Genomic DNA, 21,057 nt, shown 5'->3' on the forward strand with positions numbered 1-21,057 from the left:
TGAAGAAATGTAACCCTTACCTGTTGCCATGATGAGTAGGCCTGCACGTTCTTTACGTTGGTAGGCTGCGAGCATGGCTTTAATGGCACGAGTTTGGTAATAACGCTCGACAATTTCAGCATTAATTGGGAAACCACCCAAGTCAGGGTTGTTCTTACGTCTTTCAATCAGGCGTTTCAGTTCTGCTTGCGTGTAGAAACCATGAACCAAACGTGGTGGACCACCTTGGACATCGTTCCAGATTCGGGTTTTGTAGCCATTGGTATAGAAAATAACAGGGCGTTGTCCTGTTTGTTTCTCTAAGCAATCTGCATAGAGTTTGGCTTGTTGTTGTCCAACATCTGGATCTGTAGAAGTACGTTTTGCTTCCACCACTGCCAAAGGCAAGCCATTACTGTCGTAAAGAACATAATCAACAGCGCCTTTACCTGATGCACTTGGCATTCCTGCCACAGGGACTTCTTCGCGTACTGATGTGCCAATTTCCCAGCCTGCTTCTTCAAGTAGGAGGTCAATCTTAAGCTTACGGGTTTCGTCTTCTTTATAATCAGTATGGTCTTGAACTTTGCTGTTGGCAAGCTTGGCTTGTTCAACATCCGCACGCTTTTGAGCAAGTTCAGCATCAATATCAGCAAGCAGCTTTTCCCGCTCTTCTAAACTTGCAGAAAGTTCGAAAAGTTTCTGTTCTCGCTCACGTAGAGCTTTATGCTGTTCTGCAAATTCTTTCTCTTTGGCTTCAGTTTCTTTTTGCAGTTGTTCTTTGTTGGCAGTGATTTGCTGAATGTTGTTCGTATTTGGAATGAGTTTGGGATTGAATAAAATCGACTGAGAACGATCTTTTGAGGGTGAACCGTAGTTACGCTCAAACCAGACATACATCAAAAAAAGATGCTGAATGTGTTTTACAGTTTCTTCAGTGGTAAGCTGTTTGAACTTTTTCCCATGTACGGCACTGTTGCCGACCATGCGGATATTATCCATTTTGTCCCAAATATAGGGCGGAATTAGGTCTTTAAATTTTAGATCATTAAGTAAGTTATGTAGTGATGCATCATAAGGTTGTGTCAGTTTTTTATCATATTGATAGAGCCATAGCACAAGGTTTTCAAGCGATGTTCTTGCTGCTGCTAGGGCAAATTGTGGGGAGATATACACAAGCTTTTCAGCTTCTTTGGCAGTCGCTGCCAAGCTTTTAAATTCAGGTTCTAAAAACTGAAAGTTGCTCATCTTAACCCCATTGTACTTTTTAATTTCAAAATCTTGTTTTTAATTTTTCAATATATCTTAAAAATTCAAATAATTTCAATAAGATTTTAACCATTAAAATTTAATCTAAGGTAAAATTATACCTTTGAAATAATTGTAACCATGAGCTTGACTGGACACCGATTAATGCACAAATATCTGGAATCTTGATTTGTTCCTTTCTTCTTGCTCTAGCATTAAAAGTATCCCAATCTGCCCCGATAAATCCAATTTCACCAGTAATAACAAAACCACTGGTATTATATTTTTGAGCTGTTGCAATCAAATCCACATCAGGTTCATCTTTAGTTGCATGAGCTGATCCAGCGGCAAATGGATATGCCAATAATTTTGTTCGAATATTGAGGATACGACTTCCGACTTCATCTCGATCAATAATGATCACTCTAAAACGAGTGAGAAAACTATCTAAGATACTTTCATCATACGCAAAGAAAGCACATTTTGATCGAGTTTCTTCTAATATTGAAGAACAAGCACAAAACTTAATTGTTGTTGTCAATGTAAGATCATCTAACATTTCCCAAAGTTTTGGGAAAGTTTGTTCTGGATATACTCGAAAGCAAATGTCTAGTAGAGCGTTTGTGTCTAAGCTTAAATAAATCATCTACATATACACCTGTCTTTGCACATCTTGTAATGTAGTTGGTTTATATGTTGGCTTAATTCCTAAAATATCTTTTGCTGTACTTGCTGAAATTGTATTGTGCGACATTGCAGCAATCACAGTTTGTACAAAATATCGACCAAAATGGCTAATAATTCGAGTTGAAGCAGGGATTTTTGCCTCACCTGATTTATTTTTAGCAATTTTAATTTGGTCAAGTTGTCTTAAATAATCTCTGAGTTGTTGATCAGAAATATATCCCGCTAGTTTTAATTGAATTGCAATAGCTGGTCGGCTCGCTTTTGCTTTAGAACGAACTTTTAACACCAATTCTTCTACAGTCATATCAGACTGATAACAACTTTCTAATAATTCAAATGGTGCAATAACATGACCCGCAACAGTGTCACAATAGCGTTCCATTTGATTATTGGTATTGATTGCATTTATTTTTCCATCGAACACACTTTGTCGTAGTCCCAAGTGAACTAATTCATGCATGATGGTGAACAAACGTCTTTCAGCGGCTTGTCCTGTACTCAAAACAACTATCACAGGAACGACATCAAACCACAAACAAAAACCATCTGAACCGAAAGGTTCTTTGCTTGATTTTTCAATGACTAAAATATCTTTAGCTTCAAAAATACTGCGCCAAGCAGAATAATAGTCATTATGTTTTACTGCACGTTTTTGGTGGTTCAGATCAAAATAGTCAGAAATAATTTTTGCATCTTCAACGGCATCATTACCTGAAAGCATTAAATTAAAATCGAGTGGCTCTTCTCCCATAGTTTCCAAGACATAAAGATAGTCATTTCTTGCTTTAATGGCTTCTCGAAGAACAGCTTGATAAGCATAAGAACTGTTAAACACATCTTCCATATTACGATGATCAACAATTGCTGGAATATCAGGTAAGTATTCCAATTCATCATTGGTCAGATATACACTCGGAACAAAAAGTACTTTAGCGATCTGTTCCAACTCACTGAGCTTGAGAATAGGGGTAGCGTCATTGAGTAATGTATAAACTTTTTCTATCGTAAGTCCTGATTTTTTGACGAGTTCATTCGCAGATAGATTTCCTATCTGTTGCATATAGCGTTGAATTGCTACGGGCGAATGTTGGACAAAATCAGTCATCTTTTTACTCATGTTTTCATAGAGTCATTGTAATCAAAAAAGATGACCGATGCATTTGCTTTGTTGTATCAGCAATAGCTCCATTTATAAATTACCGTTAAATGCTTGGTTTTGTAGTGATTTAAATAAACTTTCAAATACATTTAATTGATTAGCAAGTAATTGCTTCTTTTCTCGGATAGCTAATACTCTTGTTTTGAAATGCATTTGTTCATTTTCAGGAGGAATTGGTAAAATGATTGATTGAAATTCTTTGGCATTAATATTTGCCATTCCAACAATGCTTTTACACATACTTTGCAATTTCTCTTTACCCCAAGGAGAGTTTAAAAAAGCAGAGATGTATTCGGATGCAAAACTTCCCTTCGTTCTACCTCTTACTAAGTAGCCAGCATAAGCCATTGGTTCAGGGCCAACATATACAGCCGTTTTACCAACTAACTCTTTACTGTTGGTTCGATTGAATAAAATATCACCTTCTTTTACAAGGTATTTTTCATCAGCTTGGACTTTAGTTATATATTTGAGGTCAGTTAAATTCATTTCACCTGAATAAGTTAAGTTATTCATTCGAAGAATTGGAATCTCACCTTCTAAAGTTGCTTTGTCAGATGAACCATATTTCACTGACTCCAACATATCGCCAATACATCCAATATCCCACCCTTTAGGATTACTTACAGGATCGCCAAACATATCAATAAACGTTGCTTGCAAAAGTTGATCTAACTTTTCAATCGCTTGCTGACGTTTTTGGCGTAACTCGTCCGCTTTATCTAAAATAGAGGCAATTCGGCGTTGTTCTGTAAGTGGTGGGAGTGGAATTTGAACTTCTTCTAACTTACCTTTAGTAATATGCTTTAAACCAACACCACCATGAGCTTGATCAATAATTTGTACAATTAAAGAGTTAAGCGCATACCTTAAATAATGTTTATCAACAAGCTCTTCTTTTACATCTACACGGAAGATATGTTGATTTAAAAATCCCTTTCCGCGATTCCAAAAGAATGCGCCAAAAGAAGTTCCTGGTGTCCCTGACCATGAAAATAATAAATCACCAGAGTCAATCCAAAAACGCTTGTCTACATCAAAATTACAATAATTGAATGATTTAGTTTGATCATTTAAATTTTGAATACGAACAATGGGCGTACCTTCTTCAGACCATTCTTCAGGTTTGAACGCTCTACCATTCTGTAACTTGCATAAATCACCGAAACGTACTGATTTCACTTAAGCAACTCCTTAAGCTCATTCATTCCTTTCAGAATATCCTGCTCAAGTAATTCTAAATCCGCCAAAATTTTACTTGGAGCTTCATATTGCACTTGTTCATACACCACTTCCTTATAACGGTTAATCGACAAATCATAACCATTGGCAGCAATATCGGCTTTATCCACCATAAAGCTTTGTTCTGTGGCTTTACGAGTGCTTTCCGCTTCCAAGTTTTTAAAACGAGTAATAATGTCAGGAATATTGTTATTTTCATGCTTAGATGCATCGAGTTCATTACGCTTATCATCAAGCGAATATCCATCTGCCTGCATATCATAGAACCAAACTTTGTCCGTACCGCCCGACATAGTTTTGGTGAAAATGATGATAGCAGTGGACACCCCTGCATAAGGCTTAAACACACCTGATGGCATGGAGATAATCGCTTCAAGCTTTTGCTCTTCGACAATCTTTTGACGCAAATCTTTATGCGCTTTAGACGAACCAAATAAAACACCATCAGGCACAATCACCGCAGCGCGACCGCCTGTTTTCAGCAAACGTAAGAACAAAGCTAAAAACAACAATTCAGTCTTTTTAGTTTTAACCACTGCCTGAATATTCTTGGCACAGCTTTCATTGTCCAAACTGCCTGCAAATGGTGGATTGGCAAGAATCAGACTGTACTTACTTTCAATATGTGAATGAGCTTCACTTAATGAGTCACGGTTTTCAATACTTGGGTTTTCTACACCGTGTAGCATCATGTTCATAGAACCAATACGAAGCATGGTGCTGTCAAAGTCATAACCAAAGAAGGTTTCTTCATTAAAACGTTTCGCTGCTTCAGGATTGGCAAAAATCTCGGTGCTGTGGTGTTCATTTAAATATTCACTTGCAGCAACAAGAAAGCCTGCTGTACCACATGCAGGGTCACAAATGGTATCGGTTGGCTTCGGTTGCATCAGTTCCACAATCATCTTGATAATATGGCGTGGGGTACGAAACTGACCATTTTGACCTGCTGACGCAATTTTACCGAGCATATATTCGTAAATATCACCCTTGGTATCTTTGTCATCCATTGGGACTTCAGCTAACAGATCAACCACTTTGGTTAACAGTGCAGGCGTAGGAATGGTAAAACGTGCATCCCTCATGTGATGACTATAGGTTGTGTCATCTTCTGCACCTAAGTTCTTAATGAATGGAAAGACTTCATTAGCAACGGTGCTATATAGCGTTGCAGCATCACCCAGAGTAATGAACTTTGACCAGCGTAAATGATCTTGCTCAGGGGTAAAAATAGGATGCTCAACGTTTTTCTTTAAACGATTGGCTTTCTTCTCTTTAGTGATCTGAATTTCATCGAGTCGGCGAATAAACAGCAAATAGGTCATCTGCTCCATGACCTCTAGAGGGTTTGAGATACCACCACTCCAAAATGCATTCCAAATCTGGTCAATTTTGCTTTTAATTTCGCCTGTAATCACTTAGATGACTCTCAAATTTCTTTGAGAGTATTGTGTTTGAAAACAAAAAGAAAATCCACAAAACAACAGAAATGTGCGACAGTTTCCGTCGTATTCGAGAGATTAATCAATAAGTTTATACGGCATCAATCCAAGCCTCATAAACTGAATATCCATTCTTTTTAAGCTTTTCATGTACGTTATAAAAATACTCATCTACTTCCGCTATTTGATCTTGTTGCTCTTCAGACAAATTATCTATTCTGAATGGAATACTATTTGGAGCACGATCTAAAATTTCTTCAAGACACTGAGCCATAAATGTTTTGTGATCGTAGAATGTTTCTATATTATAATCACTATCAATCACTCGCTGAATATCCCATTCAAATTGACTAATTTGATATCTACACTCATTTATCCATTCAAATAAATTTTTAGAAAAGTTTAGACCCTTTAAAATTTTTTCATATTTTTCTATTTCTAAGATAAAAGTTCTATTCGCTTGAATGTAAGACTTAAAATTAATCGGCAACTCTTCAATTTCAGTTTTAATAAAAAATAATCCTTTCCTATGAGTATTCCAATTCCGTTTCTTGGGCTTTGGAAATTCTTTAGTATCTTTAAGTTTAGTATTAGGTTTATGCTGTTTTTCCCTAGTATCATCTACACTTTCCAAGACACCTTCAAAGTCAAACTTTTGTGCTTTATAAAGAATGGTGCCTTCGATTTCTAGCTCGAAAAACTCTTGATCATATATCACTTTAGTAAAAACGATGTCATTACCATCATCATTACCAATTGAACCTTTAAATTTTTTACCGATAATATTTTCAGCGATATAATTATTGCCATTCTTTTTAGCAGTACCTTCAAATAACCATATATCAGAATTTCCAGCACCATAAGCCCATTTCATTGAAAAAGGTATTTCATCATCTCTAAGAATGAGCTCAATTACTTCAAGCCGATGACTAACATCTTCTAATTCAAAAAAATCAAGATCACCCTTAAATTTATTATTCATGTTTTTCAATCTCGTTAGATCAGTGCTTAAGTATATTCAAATACTATATGCATAGCCGTGAAAGATGTACATTAAAGTGCGTCACTTGATGACGCTTAAGTGCTATTTCTATGAAAAACAGAATAAACTAGACTTAATTCTTTTCATTATAGGATTTTTAAAACTAATAAAATTCCAGGACGAAGAGGAAGCCATAAAATTGCAGTGAAATTAGGCATCAAGTAGCAAAAAATATGGATTAATTCAAATTATTCTTTTTTATAGCAAAAAGTATAAAGACCCATGAGTGAACATGGGTCTTTATATATCAGCTCAATGCCCAGCACTTTCAAAGTCAAGTGAATGACATTCTTGCTCGTGTATTGGTATTAAATAAATTATCTGTATTAGCGCAAACCAAATCTGACGCTAGCACCAGAAAAACTGGATAACTATCAGCATAGGCCAAGCTAGTGCAACTAAATATTTACAGTTACCCAATTAAGTTAAGATATTCCTGTTCAGTTAATACCTTAACTCCTTTATCTCGAGCTGCATTAATCTTAGTTTCACCAACCTTGTCGCCAGTTACCAGATAGGTAGTTTTACCAGTAACTGATTTAGCCACTTTTGCTCCAAGTGCTTTTGCATTCTTTTCCATATCGTCACGGGAACCTTGTTGCATCGAGCCAGTAAATACAACGACCGCTCCAGCTATAGGCGAATCTGAACTTTCTCTATCAGATTCCTTGGGTGTAACACTTAAGTTGAAACCGAGACTATATACTTTAAAAAACTCTTCTCTAACGTTTGCTAAACCTTCGACAATAGCTTCAGCGCTTAGTTGCGCAAATCCATCTATTTTAACCATATCCTCAACTGATATTTCGAAAACCTGAACTAAGGCATGATGCTGAAGTAATTTCTCACAATTTCCACCAGCTAATCGGGTAACTCCAAAAGCTGCAAGAAACCTCCAATCCTCAATTTCAATCTGTCTACTTGCTAGGAGTTGATCGACAAGATTCTGTGACGTTTTATCTCCAAATCCAAACTCTACAAATTGATGCATAGGAATCTGATAGATTTCATGGATGTGCTTAATACCTTGATTAGTTATTTTTTCAATAACCTTTGGCCCAAATCCATCTACGTTACCCAATGTTTTAAAAAAATGAATCAGTGTATTCTCGGTTTGGGCAGGACAGTCTGACTTATTCGGGCATATTAAATGATCGCCTTCCCAAATAAGGTGAGCACCACAACTAGGACAATTTTCAGGTAATTCTGGCTCTGCTCGTTTGATAACTTCTTCAATTTTTGGAATAACTAAGCCACTTCTGACTAGCTTAATGATTGCGCCAGGACCAACCCCATTTGTCTTCACCATATTATAGTGATGAACGGTTGCCCTGCTTAAAGTAGCCCCACTAAGTTTTGTCGGAACCAATTCAGCTACTGGTGAAACTCGACCAGTCCTTGAAGTCTGATGAACAACTTTTAATACTTCAACTTCAGCCGATTCTTCATTCACTTTAAAAGCGATTTGCCACCTATGAAATTTTCTCGTAGAGCCCATATGCTCTTTAATCGACTCATTTGTTGATTCTAAGACTAATCCATCAATATCAAAATCAACTGAGTTCCACATACTTTCAAGAATACTATCAAATTTTGACAATAACTCTTCAATACTTCCCGTCCATTTATCTAATTGTGAAAAAGGGTAGAAGACACAGGCACCTTCATTAATTGCCTTTTGAACATCTTCATCAACTTTCTTTTCAGCAATAATTGCTGCTTGGATATTACGTGAGTTTTCAAACTTTTCACTCAACACTTCATTAAAGTAACTTTTCTTGATTACGATTTCGCCAGGACCTAAACCTCTTTCTGCATTTTCGGCTACCTTGAGTCCTCGTTCAAATGCACGAGTAATATCTTGACCTCTTATCCCATCACCTCGGGTGTAGAGAATTCTGCCATCATCATAAGCAGCATAACCATCAAGTTTGGGTGTAACTTTAATCTCAATTAAATTTTGATCAAATCCAATTTCTGACGCTGCTTTAGTAATTCTTTCTGTCCATTTTTTAATTTCTTCAAAAGAATATGCTTTATCAGTAGAAAGCATTTTCTTTGGAAGTGGGACAGTCTTGCTATCGATGAAAACTTCAGGCTCTATATTTAATAAGAATGGGTTCTCGGGATCATAAATTTTCAAGTAGCTAAGATATTCATCATACTTCTCATCCTCAATAATCGGATAACCGGATCTGTAAAGAGCATTCGCAACTTTAAGCAATGTTTCCAACTCTTCCAAACTGTGCTCATTAGAAGAAAATAACTTTTCTACATCGTCTAAATCTGAATTAAGCCCTAGCTTTTCAATAATGGCGATTTGATTGTCGTTAAATTTATATTTAGACATTACTGCTACCCTTATACTGCCATTTGAAAATCTAATTGAGTTCTACTTGAAACACTTAAGTTCATGGTGACACCTAAAGTTCCAGTTCTTCCCACTTGCCAGTCAATATTTTCAACTGTTGTAAGCGCAGCCACCGCAGGAAATTTATAAGCCGTTGCCCAACGGGGTTCTCGACTTAAAAAGCCCAATTGCTGTTGCTGTCTTAAATCATTGACCTTAACCACCATCCCGTCAATTTCAACGCTTAAATCTGGACGTTCCTGATTAATTTTTTCATAGGCTTGCTGTACTGCTTGAATGCTGTCGCAAATGAAATGACGCTCACCGACGGCAAAGCCAAACTCTGTTAACCAGTCCAGACTTGCAGACATGGTGGCTAAGCCATGATTCGGTTCACACTGTGCAATACCATAGGCATAAAATGCCAGTGGGCGTGCAGCGGCAATTGCTGGGTCAAGCTGTCTTAAACTGCCCGCAGCGGCATTACGTGGATTGGCAAAAGTCTTTTCACCTTTGGCTTCATTTTCGGCATTTAACCTTTCAAAACCAGACTTTGGCATGAGTACTTCGCCACGGACTTCCAGTAAAGTTGGAACTACACCAGAGGCATGCGTTAAAACTTTCGGTAAGTTACGGATGGTTTTAACATTCTGGGTAATATCTTCACCCGTTTCACCATCTCCACGAGTTACGCCACGAACGAGCACCCCATTTTCATACCACAATGAAATTGCCAAACCATCGAACTTCAATTCGACATCGTATTCAATCTTCTGATTCGGTAAACGTTCTTCAATGCGTCGTGCGAAAGCAAACAGTTCTTCTTGATTAAACACGTTGCCTAAGGACAGCATCGGCACAGCATGGGTCACCGATTCAAATTTTGCCAATGGCTTACCACCCACTTTATTGGTCGGGGTATCAGCCTGAACCCATTCTGGATATTGTTGTTCTAATGCCTTCAGTTGGTGAAATAACTGGTCATACTCACTGTCGGCAATGGTGGGCTGATCCATCACATAGTAGGCATGATTGTGCTGTGCCAGAATCTGAATCAGTTGACGCATTTGTGCGACAACAGTGTTTTGCTGAGTCATAGTTTCACCATAAAAAAGGGCGGTTTCTCCGCCCTTTAACAATCTTGTCTGCCTATTATAAAAGTCAGACTCTCATTTTCAATTTGATATTATACCGTTGCCTGTTGACCTGAACGATAGTCAATTGCTTGATGACGCCAGAATTCACGCGATTGAGCCGTCATTTCCTGTTGATTCTGGTCGTAAATTGTGCCATCAATTTCACGTGCAATCAGGTTAGAAATACTCACCATGGTGTCAAATGCATTCTGAACATCGTTGTGTGGTAAAGCCAAGAAAAAGGCTAGACCTTTGACTTGTTCATTGGCCAGAGTTTCTAAGTCAAAGCCAGCAGGCCCTTCTTCGGTAATCTGTAAAACAGAAAATGAAAGCTTTTCATGTTCTTCATCATAACGATGGAAACATGCCATTTCACCATAACGAAGACCGTATTTAAGTAATACTTTTAAAGTCTTGTCACCCGTCAATACACGGCGTTCTGGATAAATGTTGAAAACAATAAATTCTTCTGCCGTTTGTAAAACACTTTCTTCATCGACACGTTGTTGTTCGTGTAAGTGCTCATCTAAAATACTGCTTTCTTCATTGAATTCAACAATTTCTGCTTTTTCAATATGATGTGCATTTAAATGTAAGCTTTCTTCTGCATCCGCTACTGGTGCAGTTTCTTCTACTTTGACTGTTGTCTTTGCCTCAACCTCAGTCTTTGTTTGTGTTGCTTCAGTTGTCGCTTCAGCATCTGTATTGACTGCTATCTCTGTAGCTTGTTGTTTTTCCGTGGCAACGTTAGGGTCATGCTTTTCAGTGCTCTCTGCAACCACATCACCATCATTCAGCGTTGGCTCAACTCGTTCTGCTGTTTCAGTCGAAGTCTGCAATTGGTCGCGTACATGACGCGGAATAATTGGAAGCTGACTATCTGAATTCACCTGCAATTCACTATCGAGTGAAGGCGTTGCACTCGCAGGTTTTTTAAACAGCATGAGTAAACCAACTAAAATAATGATAACGGCAATAACAATACCGACTATTGTTGTGACTTCCATATTATGACTCCGCGACTAAACCGTATTCTTTTGCCTGTTCCAAATTTACGCTAACAAGTTTTGATGTCCCGGGCTCTGGCATCGTTACCCCCAATAAGTCTGTTGCCATCGTCATTGCTAGCTTATTATGTGTAATGTAAATGAATTGCACTTGTTCAGAAAGCTCTTTTACCAAATTACAGAAACGACCAACATTGGCATCATCCAAAGGCGCATCAACTTCATCCAGTACACAAAATGGTGCTGGATTTAAACGGAAGATAGCAAAAACCAATGCCAACGCGGTAAGCGCTTTTTCACCACCCGACAGCAATGCTAGTGAACTGTTTCTTTTGCCTGGTGGGCGTGCCATGAGTTTGACCCCAGATTGCCAGTCATCTTCCAAACTTAAGCTTGCTTCACCACCTTCAAAGACTTTCGGGAATAATTCTTGCAATTCAGCATTGACCTGATCAAACGTAGTCATAAACAATTTACGTGTTTCTTGGTCAATACTTTTCATTGCAGCTTGCAGTTGTGCCACAGTCTTTTCTAGGTCTTCAATTTGATGGCTGAGTTCATCAAAACGCTTGGAAACTTCTTCATATTCTTCCGAAGCAGCCAGATTGACTGCCCCTAATTTGGCAAATTGCTGCTGAGCTTTTTCTAGTTTTGCTTGATGCGCAGGTAAATCAATTTCAAGACCTGTAATTAAGTCACTCCCCATCGCTTTTAACTGCTCAGAATAATGCTGAAAGTCAGATTTGGCTGCTTGCCATGACAACCGCTTTTCTTCCAGTTGCGTGCGTAAACGCTCATCTTGTTGCTGCTGTTGATGGCGTTGTTCGGTGACTTGCTGCTGCTTCTGTTGCACGCTGTTCAGTTCAAGTTGCCACGCATTCCACGTTTTTTGTAATTTTTCTGTTTGTTGAAATTGCTCGGCAAATTGCGATTCCAAACTCGGAAGCTCTAATTGAACTGGATCAACAAACTTCTTCGCCTGTTCCATCTGCTGACCAATTTGCAGATTTTGCGTTTTCAGGAAAGAGCTATCTTTTTTCAACAGTTCAATTTGTTGTTGGGTTTGGGTGTTTTGACGGCGCAATACTTCCAACTCTTGCTGCGACTGTAAACTTTGTTGCTGTGCCAACTCTAATTGTTCAGTCAATTCATCGAGTTGGAATTGCGTGGTTTTATAGTGAGGTAAAACCTGTTCCAGTTTTAAGGTCAATGCATGCAAATCAATTTCAAGATCATCCTTTTGCATTGCATCTTCTTCAAGTTGTTCATCCAACTGTTGCAACTGGTCACGCAATTGTTGTTGCTGAATGGCAAAAGCCTGCGCACTGCTTTGTAACTTGGCAATGCTCACATCGAATTGTTGTAGTGTTTGTTGCTGCTGTTTGAGTAATACTTGCTGTTGTTTAAGCTGCGCCTGATGTTGCTCAATCTGTTGCTGCAAGTTAGGTAATTGCTGATCTGCCAGTTCATATTGTGTTTGTAAATGACTCAGTTCAATTTCAATACTTTCTAAACGAATCCGATGGCTCAATGCCCCCTGACCTGCTTGACTGCTTTCATCATAAAGCAAACCAATCACCCAATCTGCCGCAACATGATAACCATCCAAAGTTAAAATCGACTGACCGTGCTGAAGCTGAGATTGATAAGACAAAGCTTCATTTAGTTTCGTTGCAATAGCAACCTGATTCCACAATGAATGCTGAGCAGAGGCAATCCAGTCTGCCAAACATGGCAACTGAGCCAAGGCCATTTTACCAGCGCTGACGCTCATTTTGAGTTGACGCGCAATACTGTCTTGAAATTCAGCCTCTGCATCCAACACTTCCGCCGAAAGCCACTTGGCCAAAAATTTCTCGATCAACTGCGCATGCGGTTTACCTTGTTCCGTCAGCTTCAAGGTTTGCATCAATTGCACATTAGCATTATGAGACTCAGGACTTTGCTTGACCAAAAGTTGGGTCAAATTTTTCTGTTCAGACTGCAACACCTGTATTTCAGATTTCAATTGCAGCACTTGCGTTTTTTGCTGCGCAGATTGTTCCTGCACCTGTTCTAGCTGCTGACGCTGCTGCTGAATCATGTGCTCGGATTGTTCAATCTGTATCTGAAGCAATTGTTTGTCTTGTTCCAGTTGTTGAATATCTTCTGATTGTGCTTGAGTTTGGATCTGAGTGGCTTGGAGTTGTAAGGTTTGCTGTTGCTGCTCAATACGGACGATATTTTTACTCAATTGCTCAGACTGCGCCAACATTTGCATTTTCTGCTGTTGCTGCTTTTCCACCTGAGCTTTGATTTGTTCAAACTGCTGCTGCACTTGCTGCTGTTGCGCTTTTAAATCTTGATAACGTTGGCTTTGCTGTTGACTCAAAATGTCTTGTTGCTGCAACTGTTCAGTTTGAACTTCCTGTTGTTGTAATAAAGTTTCAAGCTGTAGTTCAATCAGTTGCAAACGCTCTTTGGTTTGTGCCTTTTGCTGTTCGAGTTGCGCCAAAGTTGAGGTATTTTGCTGAAAGAGCGATTGTTTTTGCTCTAAAGTGACTTTTAGTTCAGCCAGCTTTTTCTCAGCTTGTTGCCACTCGTTTTGCAATGGCGTCGATTGTTGAATCAAACGCTGAAATAACTCACTGGTCGAACTTAAATCATGCTCCAACGTAGTTAAATCCGAGCGAACCAATTTAAATTGATCACCCAATTCATTCATTTGTACCGTATATTCTTGCTGTAAACGGCTGCTTTGTTCGCATTGGAAAGACAATACTTCGACTTTAATGCTACGAATGGTTTTTTCTAATTCTTTATATTGAATTGCCGTTTCAGACTGGCGCTTCAAGGTTTTTAATTGTGATTTAAGCTCTTGGGCAATATCTTCCAAACGAGATAAATTTTGGCTGGTATGGTCTAAATGTAATAGCGTTTCACGTCGACGCGCTTGATAGCGAGATACCCCTGCCGCTTCTTCAATAAATATGCGCATTTCTTCGGGCTTGGCATCGACCAAACGGTTAATCATGCCCTGTTCAATAATGGCATAAGACCGTGGACCTAGGCCTGTCCCCAAGAAAATATCGGTAATATCCCGACGGCGGCATTTGGTGCCATTTAAGAAGTATTCAGACTTGCCATCTCGATTGACCTGACGGCGAACCGCTAATTCATTATAAGCGTTATAAGCACCGCCTAATTTACCATAAGTATTTTCAAAGCGAAGTTCGACACTGGCCATCCCTACAGGCTTGCGCTTGGCTGTCCCTGTAAAAATGACATCCTGCATACTACCACCACGCAGTTGGCGTGCATTGGATTCGCCCATGACCCAACGGATGGCGTCAATCACATTGGATTTACCGCAGCCATTCGGTCCCACCACCGCACTACGGTTGGCTTTGAATTGTAATGTCGTGCTGTCGGCAAAAGATTTGAAGCCTGAAAGTTTTAAACTGCTTAAACGCATAATGTCCTGTTAACGTCGTGAACGACGCGCCCATGCTAATTCGATTTGTTTCATCCGTGTTAGAGATTCCAACACCAAGTTACGCAAGTGTCGACAAAAATCGTCCATAAATAAAGTGGCTTGTTGTGATTTTCGGATTAAAATTGCATCACTCACCAGTTTAAACAACTCAAACGACTCTTGTAACTCTCTACGCGAAGTATTTAAGGTTAAGAAATAGCTGCGACGTACCGAAGGCAACAACTCCTGATAGAAATTCATCAAGTAAGGATTTGCTACCATCTCTTGCTGTCGTGCCAAATACTGAAAAATTAAATCATAAAACTTTTCAGTATGCCCATGACGGCATTCTTCTTGAATTTGCTCCATCAGCTTTTGAAATTGCTCTGCTTCATGCTGACGCCAAGTTTCCGCAATGCGTTGCACAATTTGCCCAGACAGCATGGCACAACTGTCAAATAATGCCCGCACCTGTTGTGCCGACATTTCAGAAACAATCGCCCCCCGTCGCGGAAAAATCTGAATCAAATGCGTACGCTCTAACAGTAGCAAAGCTTCACGCACAGAACCCCGACTGACATCCAGCTCTTTGGCAATTCTTAATTCCTGTATTCGCTCACCTTCGACCAGTTCGCCACTAATGATCTGCTCACTAATATGCTTGGCAATTTGCTCTGAGAGGCTCTCTATTTCTTCTTGTTGCATACTTTTCCTATCTTGTTTTTATAAGATGCAATCCACAATACATCACATGACTCATGGAACAGTTTTAACTGATTTCAACCCTTCCACGCCATGTCATTGTCAGACAATATTATGTCTAAAAAGCCAATTTAAACAGCAAAAGTCATCATAAATCTTTAGAATAATTTTGAAAATCCTTGGTAAATAAAATAAAGACCTACGGTGGTGAGCAAGCCTGCGAAGCATCGCTTTAACATTGCAGGTGACAATTGATGAGCAACTTTCGCACCAAGTTTAGCTGTGACAAAACTCATTAAACTGATGCCTAAAAATGCATAAACATGAATATAACCAATGGTATTCGGTACATCGACCTGTGCTTTGGCACCAAACCACATAAAGCCTAAAGCACCAGCCACAGCAATCGGTAAACCACAAGCTGCCGATGTGGCAACCGCCTTTTGCATGACCACTCCATGACGGTTTAAATAAGGTACCGTTAGGCTGCCACCTCCAATCCCAAAAATCGCTGAGGCAATTCCAATACCACTACCTGCCAGCATCTGCTTTGCTGTCGAAGGAAGCTGCTTCGAGGTATCCACTTGAGCTTTTGCCCCTTTGAACATGCGATAAGCCACCCAAAGTGCAAAAAAGCCAATGATCAGTTGCAAGCCCTGACTTGGCAGTAAATCTGCAATCCCTGCACCTAAAAATGACCCTAAAATTAAGCCAGGTGCCAAGTGACGGAACACCGACCACAACACTGCACCTTTCTTATGATGTGCGGACACCGAGCTAAATGAGGTCACAATAATAGTCGCCAAGGAAGTTCCCAATGCCATATGCATAATGACCGATGGATCATAATGAAGTTGGGTAAATACAATATAAAGGATCGGCACAATAATTAAACCGCCACCAACACCAAATAATCCTGCGGTAAATCCTGCGATTGCACCAATCAGTAAATATATGATTAACTCCATAAATATTTTTCACTATACTCAGATTCAAATGGATGTAGAAACTCGCCAACTACAACAACGACTTCAAGCGGCTCAACAACTTCCTGAAGTCCTGATGCTCAAACCGACCACCGCATCAACCAATGATGATGTGCGTGAAATTGCACAAAAAGGTATACAAAGTGCATTGGTGTGTAGCGCCCAACAAACTCAAGGCCGAGGTCAACGACAACGCCAATGGGTGTCACCCGAAGGAAACGTGTATTTAAGCACATTGCTAAATACTCGAACAGCAATAGATGGGCGTTTGGCCTTAGAAGTTGCCTTGAATATTCTACATATGCCTAGCCTAGAGCAATTGAATTTACAAATTAAATGGCCAAATGATTTGTACAGCGTACAAGGCAAATGGGGCGGTATCCTGATTGAGCCGATTACCCCAAACCAAGTCATTGTCGGTGTTGGACTCAACCTTGCACCTGTTACGGATGTGAGTATTGATCAACAAGTTACTTCACTCACAGAGCTAGGACTACAAGGCACTTCACGCATTGATTTGATTGCTGAACTTTATCTGGCGATTCACCGTGCTGGAGAATGGTTTGATCACCAGAGCTATAATTTGGCTGCTCGCTTTAATCGTTATGCCGCTTTTCAGCAACAAGCCGTCGAGTTTGAACATAGTACAGGGAACTGCGCTGGAACTTTTATCGGTATTCAAGATGATGGTGCGGTACTACTTGAAACCGAAGCAGGTATTCAAAGCTTTTACCAAGGTCGTTTACGACTCAGTACAGTAACCGAATAGGATGATGTAATGAAAAGTTTATGGCTTGATATTGGTAATACCCGACTCAAATATTGGATTACGCAACATGACCAAGTTGTGGAACATGCTGCTGAGTTACATCTACAATCCCCTGCCGATTTACTGCTCGGGCTAATTCAACATTTTCAAGGCTTGAACATTCAACACGTCGGGGTTTCCTCCGTTCTAGACCCAGATAATAATCAGCGTATTCAGAGCATTCTGAAACGTTTAAGAGTACCTGTAATCTTTGCCAAAGTGCATACCGAATATGCAGGCTTAAAATGTGGCTACGATGATCCTACACAGTTAGGGATTGACCGTTGGTTACAAGTCTTAGCGGTTGCCAATGACGCGAATCAAAATTATTGTGTGATTAGTTGTGGTACTGCCCTAACCATTGATTTAGCGGATGGATTACAACACCTAGGCGGCTATATTCTGCCGAATTTGTATTTGCAACGTGATTCCCTGATTCAAAACACCAAAGGCATAAAAATTCCAGATGCGGCCTTTGACGAACTCAGTCCAGGGCGAAATACGATTGATGCGGTGCATCATGGCATTTTATTGGGCTTGCTCAGTACCATTGAGCGCGTCATGCAACATTCACCGCGACAGCTTGTATTGACTGGTGGTGATGCCGAGTTGTTTGCCCAACATTTACAGCACTATCACCCGATCATTGAAGCGGATTTACTTTTAAAGGGTTTACAACATTATATTCATCATCAAACTGAAAGCATCAAAGGCTGAAGAATCTGCTGCAAGAATGCAAATTCACTAAAACCATCCTGCTGGGTAAAGTGTCCTGCCTGTTTCACTTCCAGCAATTGCGCATTCATGAAATGTCCAAATTGCAGCGCAAGCGGAGGTGGAACCACAGGATCATTATTAGAAAACAATACGATTCGATGTGCAATTTGACGGTGTAACACACGACTCTGCAAGGTTACTTGTTGGATAAATGAATTAAGCTCAGGCTTATGTGGCGTCACAGATTTAAACCCTGCCACACAAATAAGCGCCTCCATTTTTTGATGGTTTAAATGCTGACTCAAATAATGGGCGACAGCTAAGCAACCCAAACTATGTGCTATCACAATACTGTGCTCATTCAAGTTTGATATCTGCATATCCAATGCTTGTTGCCAAAGATCGAACTCAGGGATATCTGCATCAGGTAAAAAAACCAATTTCGCTATACCGTGCATAGCTTTGACCTGTTGTGCCAACCAAGAAAACCAATGATCTTCGGGCGAAGAATTTTCACCGTGCACAATAAAAACAGTTTTGGGATGAATCGACATAACTACATTTCTTTTTATTCATTTTCGCTCAAATACTAATCACAACTTTTATGGTTTTATATTGATGTTTTGTAGTTCCTTAAAAATCCAAGACATAAAAAAATAGGTGCATCACGCACCTATTTTTATTGAAGATTCTTCAATTATTTCTTTTGATCATTGTTACCAAAGAGTGGTCCCATACCACCACCGCCACCGAATTGCTTTTGCAAGCCACCCAATGAACGCATCATTTTTGCCATGCCCGATGGGTTAGCAAACTTCTTCATCATTTTCGCCATTTGTGCATGTTGTTTGATGAGTTTATTTACTTCAACCACATCCATACCACAACCTGCTGCAATACGCTTTTTACGGCTTGGGTTCATCAGGTCTGGGTTACGGCGTTCTTTAATGGTCATCGATTGAATAATCGCTTCCATTTTCTTCACTTGCTTTTCAGGGTTTGCTTGTGCAATTGCATCTTGAATCCCTGAATTGCTCATGCCAGGCAACTTGTCCAAGAAGCCCATCATGCCGCCCATTTTGTTCATTTGCTCAAATTGCATCAGCATGTCTTCAAAGTTGAAGCTGCCACCTTTTTGCAATTTTTTTGCCATTTTTTCGGCTTTTTCTTTGTCGATTTTGCGTTCAACTTCTTCGACTAAAGAAAGGACGTCACCCATACCCAAAATACGTTGTGCAACACGTTCTGGATGGAATGGCTCTAAGGCATCAAGCTTTTCGCCCATACCCAAGAATTTGATTGGCTTACCCGTAATCGCACGAACAGAAAGTGCTGCACCACCGCGTGCATCACCATCGGTCTTGGTCAGGATCACACCCGTTAATGGTAACGCATCGTTAAACGCTTTCGCTGTATTTGCCGCATCCTGACCAGTCATGGCATCAACCACGAATAAGGTTTCAGTTGGCTTAATCGCAGCGTGTAGCTCTTTGATTTCATCCATCATGTCATCATCGACATGTAAACGACCCGCAGTATCGACAATCAAAACATCCGCAAACTGGATCTTGGCTTGTTCGATAGCACGATTGGCAATATCAATTGGCTTTTCATTGGCATTCGATTCAAAGAAAATCGCACCAACTTCACCAGCAACCGTTTGTAACTGCTTAATTGCCGCAGGACGGTAAACATCGGCAGAGACCATTGCCACTTTTTTCTTTTGGCGTTCTTGTAAGAAACGCGCTAATTTTGCCGCAGTGGTGGTTTTACCCGCACCTTGCAAACCTGCAAGAAGCACAACCACTGGAGGTTTTGCCGCGAGGTCGAGGCTTTCATTGGCCTCGCCCATCATTTTGGTTAATTCGTTATAAACAATTTTAACGAAGGCTTGCCCAGGGGATAACTGTGTCATCACTTCCTGGCCTAATGCTTCTTCCTTAACTTTCGCGATGAATTCACGAGTTACAGGTAACGCAACATCGGCTTCAAGAAGTGCCATACGTACTTCACGTAACGTATCTTTAATATTATCTTCGGTTAGCTGCCCTGAGCCAGTAACATTTCTTAAACTCTGCGTGAGTCGTTCTGTTAAGGTATCAAACATTGCAAAATCCGCTTAAAATAGCCAGTAGCAAAAAAATCTTTCTTAAAATAGAAAATTTATGCATAAGATGCTATAGGATACTGTAGTTCGAGTCGAATTTATATAAATGAATATTCATCATCCTGAAAAAGGTTTGACATGATTAGTCTCCCCTTGGTTTATACCATTTTGGCTTTAATTGCCTATACCACCTCTTTTTGGTATTTATTCCTGCATTTAATGTCGAAACGTGAACCAAACCATTGGTTTATTGGCGTAATTTTGGGCTTGGGTCTACTGCTGCATGCAGGAGTGCTTTACCACGATATGATTACGCCGCTTGGGGTCAATTATGATGTTTTTGTGCTCATGTCCTTTACATCAGGTTTAATGCTCCTGCTGAGTTTAATTTTTAGTACTTATCGCCCCATTCTGGCATTAAATTTAATTGGTATTCCTGTCGCTGCGACAGGGCTGATTTTAGGTTTCGCCTTTAGTAAGCCTAATCAATTTATTGAACAGCATTCGGTTAGCCTAGATATTCATATTATTCTGTCTTTATCAGCTTATGCCGTTTTGCTGATGGCAACCATTCAAGCGGTAATTTTATGGTTTCAAAACCGTGAGCTAAAAAACAAACAAAAGAAGCGTATTTGGGTTAATTTGCTTCCCTCTTTTCAAGCGATGGAATCGTTATTGTTTGATTTAATTCAAACAGGCTTTATTTTACTGACCACAGCATTAGTGTTTGGCTTCTTCACCATTGAGGATTTCTTTGCTCAGCATTTAGCTCATAAAACTGCGTTCAGTATTATTTCATGGTTTGTCTATGGTTCTCTGTTGATTGGTCACTACAAATTTGGTTGGCGTGGGCAAAAAGCCATTCGCTTTACCCTGATTGGCTTTTTCCTTTTAGCTGTTGGTTTTATTGGTTCTAAGTTTGTACTTGAAATGATTTTAGGAAGATAAAGGCATTTTTTCAGTTTAGCTGAATAAAAATGTAAAACATTCT

15 protein-coding genes and 2 pseudogenes are annotated in these 21,057 nt (G+C 39.7%); 3 read left to right on the forward strand and 14 right to left on the reverse strand.

Translation table 11 applies throughout. The features are described from left to right. Nucleotides 1–12: 12 nt before the first annotated feature. The 12 genes and pseudogenes from I593_RS17995 to I593_RS18050 form a co-directional block, all read right to left on the reverse strand. Nucleotides 13–1,227: pseudogene (locus tag I593_RS17995) on the reverse strand (DUF4145 domain-containing protein); the annotation flags it as partial. Between the two features lie 100 nt (nucleotides 1,228–1,327). Next, a complete protein-coding gene (locus tag I593_RS18000; RefSeq protein WP_016165301.1) occupies nucleotides 1,328–1,873 on the reverse strand; it encodes a DUF4411 family protein in 546 nt (181 codons plus the stop codon). Further along, nucleotides 1,874–3,019, reverse strand: coding sequence for an ImmA/IrrE family metallo-endopeptidase (locus I593_RS18005; protein WP_016165302.1), 1,146 nt, complete (start codon nucleotides 3,017–3,019; stop codon nucleotides 1,874–1,876). 84 nt (nucleotides 3,020–3,103) lie between these two features. Continuing rightward, a complete protein-coding gene (locus I593_RS18010) occupies nucleotides 3,104–4,255 on the reverse strand; it encodes a restriction endonuclease subunit S (RefSeq protein ID WP_016165303.1) in 1,152 nt (383 codons plus the stop codon). Further along, a complete protein-coding gene (locus tag I593_RS18015) occupies nucleotides 4,252–5,733 on the reverse strand; it encodes a type I restriction-modification system subunit M (RefSeq protein WP_016165304.1) in 1,482 nt (493 codons plus the stop codon). The genes I593_RS18010 and I593_RS18015 overlap by 4 nt, the downstream gene beginning before the upstream one ends. A gap of 115 nt (nucleotides 5,734–5,848) precedes the next feature. Next, nucleotides 5,849–6,739 (reverse strand): hypothetical protein, encoded by an 891-nt coding sequence (locus I593_RS18020; protein WP_016165305.1) that lies wholly within the window; start codon nucleotides 6,737–6,739, stop codon nucleotides 5,849–5,851. Nucleotides 6,740–7,211: 472 nt separating this feature from the next. Continuing rightward, nucleotides 7,212–9,149 carry a BRCT domain-containing protein gene (locus I593_RS18025; protein WP_016165306.1) on the reverse strand — a complete coding sequence of 646 codons (1,938 nt, stop codon included), beginning with the start codon at nucleotides 9,147–9,149 and terminating at the stop codon, nucleotides 7,212–7,214. Nucleotides 9,150–9,223: 74 nt separating this feature from the next. Next, nucleotides 9,224–10,246 (reverse strand): annotated as a pseudogene (gene ligA / locus I593_RS18030) (NAD-dependent DNA ligase LigA); the annotation flags it as partial. Between the two features lie 89 nt (nucleotides 10,247–10,335). Continuing rightward, complete coding sequence (locus I593_RS18035; RefSeq protein WP_016165308.1) at nucleotides 10,336–11,292, reverse strand: cell division protein ZipA C-terminal FtsZ-binding domain-containing protein; 957 nt, start codon at nucleotides 11,290–11,292, stop codon at nucleotides 10,336–10,338. Nucleotide 11,293: 1 nt separating this feature from the next. Beyond that, complete coding sequence (smc, locus tag I593_RS18040; protein ID WP_016165309.1) at nucleotides 11,294–14,746, reverse strand: chromosome segregation protein SMC; 3,453 nt, start codon at nucleotides 14,744–14,746, stop codon at nucleotides 11,294–11,296. A 9-nt stretch (nucleotides 14,747–14,755) separates the two neighbouring features. Beyond that, nucleotides 14,756–15,451 carry a GntR family transcriptional regulator gene (locus I593_RS18045; RefSeq protein WP_016165310.1) on the reverse strand — a complete coding sequence of 232 codons (696 nt, stop codon included), beginning with the start codon at nucleotides 15,449–15,451 and terminating at the stop codon, nucleotides 14,756–14,758. 155 nt (nucleotides 15,452–15,606) lie between these two features. After that, a complete protein-coding gene (locus I593_RS18050) occupies nucleotides 15,607–16,416 on the reverse strand; it encodes a sulfite exporter TauE/SafE family protein (protein ID WP_016165311.1) in 810 nt (269 codons plus the stop codon). 28 nt (nucleotides 16,417–16,444) lie between these two features. On the opposite strand from I593_RS18050, the gene I593_RS18055 reads away from it, so the two are divergent. Next, a complete protein-coding gene (locus I593_RS18055; RefSeq protein ID WP_016165312.1) occupies nucleotides 16,445–17,203 on the forward strand; it encodes a biotin--[acetyl-CoA-carboxylase] ligase in 759 nt (252 codons plus the stop codon). A gap of 9 nt (nucleotides 17,204–17,212) precedes the next feature. Continuing rightward, nucleotides 17,213–17,959: a pantothenate kinase gene (locus I593_RS18060; protein WP_016165313.1), complete on the forward strand. Its 747-nt coding sequence runs from the start codon at nucleotides 17,213–17,215 to the stop codon at nucleotides 17,957–17,959. On the opposite strand, the gene I593_RS18065 is transcribed toward I593_RS18060, so the two are convergent. Both I593_RS18065 and ffh read right to left on the reverse strand, forming a co-directional pair. Further along, the gene (locus tag I593_RS18065; protein WP_016165314.1) at nucleotides 17,935–18,513 is read right to left on the reverse strand and encodes an RBBP9/YdeN family alpha/beta hydrolase; all 579 of its coding nucleotides are present in this window, start codon (nucleotides 18,511–18,513) and stop codon (nucleotides 17,935–17,937) included. The genes I593_RS18060 and I593_RS18065 overlap by 25 nt on opposite strands. A 143-nt stretch (nucleotides 18,514–18,656) precedes the next feature. Further along, a complete protein-coding gene (ffh, locus tag I593_RS18070; protein ID WP_016165315.1) occupies nucleotides 18,657–20,066 on the reverse strand; it encodes a signal recognition particle protein in 1,410 nt (469 codons plus the stop codon). Between the two features lie 138 nt (nucleotides 20,067–20,204). On the opposite strand from ffh, the gene I593_RS18075 reads away from it, so the two are divergent. Beyond that, nucleotides 20,205–21,014, forward strand: coding sequence for a cytochrome C assembly family protein (locus I593_RS18075; RefSeq protein ID WP_016165316.1), 810 nt, complete (start codon nucleotides 20,205–20,207; stop codon nucleotides 21,012–21,014). The last annotated feature ends 43 nt before the right edge of the window (nucleotides 21,015–21,057 follow it).

It is taken from the genome of Acinetobacter tandoii DSM 14970 = CIP 107469 (assembly GCF_000400735.1).
Taxonomy (GTDB): Bacteria; Pseudomonadota; Gammaproteobacteria; order Pseudomonadales; family Moraxellaceae; genus Acinetobacter; species Acinetobacter tandoii.

Coding starts and splice junctions, on each gene's coding strand:
- I593_RS18050 (WP_016165311.1), bottom strand. CDS start 16,416: ATGGAGTTAATCATATATTTACTGATTGGTGCAATCGCAGGATTTACC.
- I593_RS18020 (WP_016165305.1), bottom strand. CDS start 6,739: ATGAATAATAAATTTAAGGGTGATCTTGATTTTTTTGAATTAGAAGAT.
- I593_RS18065 (WP_016165314.1), bottom strand. CDS start 18,513: ATGTCGATTCATCCCAAAACTGTTTTTATTGTGCACGGTGAAAATTCT.
- I593_RS18045 (WP_016165310.1), bottom strand. CDS start 15,451: ATGCAACAAGAAGAAATAGAGAGCCTCTCAGAGCAAATTGCCAAGCAT.
- smc (WP_016165309.1), bottom strand. CDS start 14,746: ATGCGTTTAAGCAGTTTAAAACTTTCAGGCTTCAAATCTTTTGCCGAC.
- I593_RS18075 (WP_016165316.1), top strand. CDS start 20,205: ATGATTAGTCTCCCCTTGGTTTATACCATTTTGGCTTTAATTGCCTAT.
- I593_RS18055 (WP_016165312.1), top strand. CDS start 16,445: ATGGATGTAGAAACTCGCCAACTACAACAACGACTTCAAGCGGCTCAA.
- I593_RS18000 (WP_016165301.1), bottom strand. CDS start 1,873: ATGATTTATTTAAGCTTAGACACAAACGCTCTACTAGACATTTGCTTT.
- I593_RS18005 (WP_016165302.1), bottom strand. CDS start 3,019: ATGACTGATTTTGTCCAACATTCGCCCGTAGCAATTCAACGCTATATG.
- I593_RS18035 (WP_016165308.1), bottom strand. CDS start 11,292: ATGGAAGTCACAACAATAGTCGGTATTGTTATTGCCGTTATCATTATT.
- I593_RS18060 (WP_016165313.1), top strand. CDS start 17,213: ATGAAAAGTTTATGGCTTGATATTGGTAATACCCGACTCAAATATTGG.
- ffh (WP_016165315.1), bottom strand. CDS start 20,066: ATGTTTGATACCTTAACAGAACGACTCACGCAGAGTTTAAGAAATGTT.
- I593_RS18025 (WP_016165306.1), bottom strand. CDS start 9,149: ATGTCTAAATATAAATTTAACGACAATCAAATCGCCATTATTGAAAAG.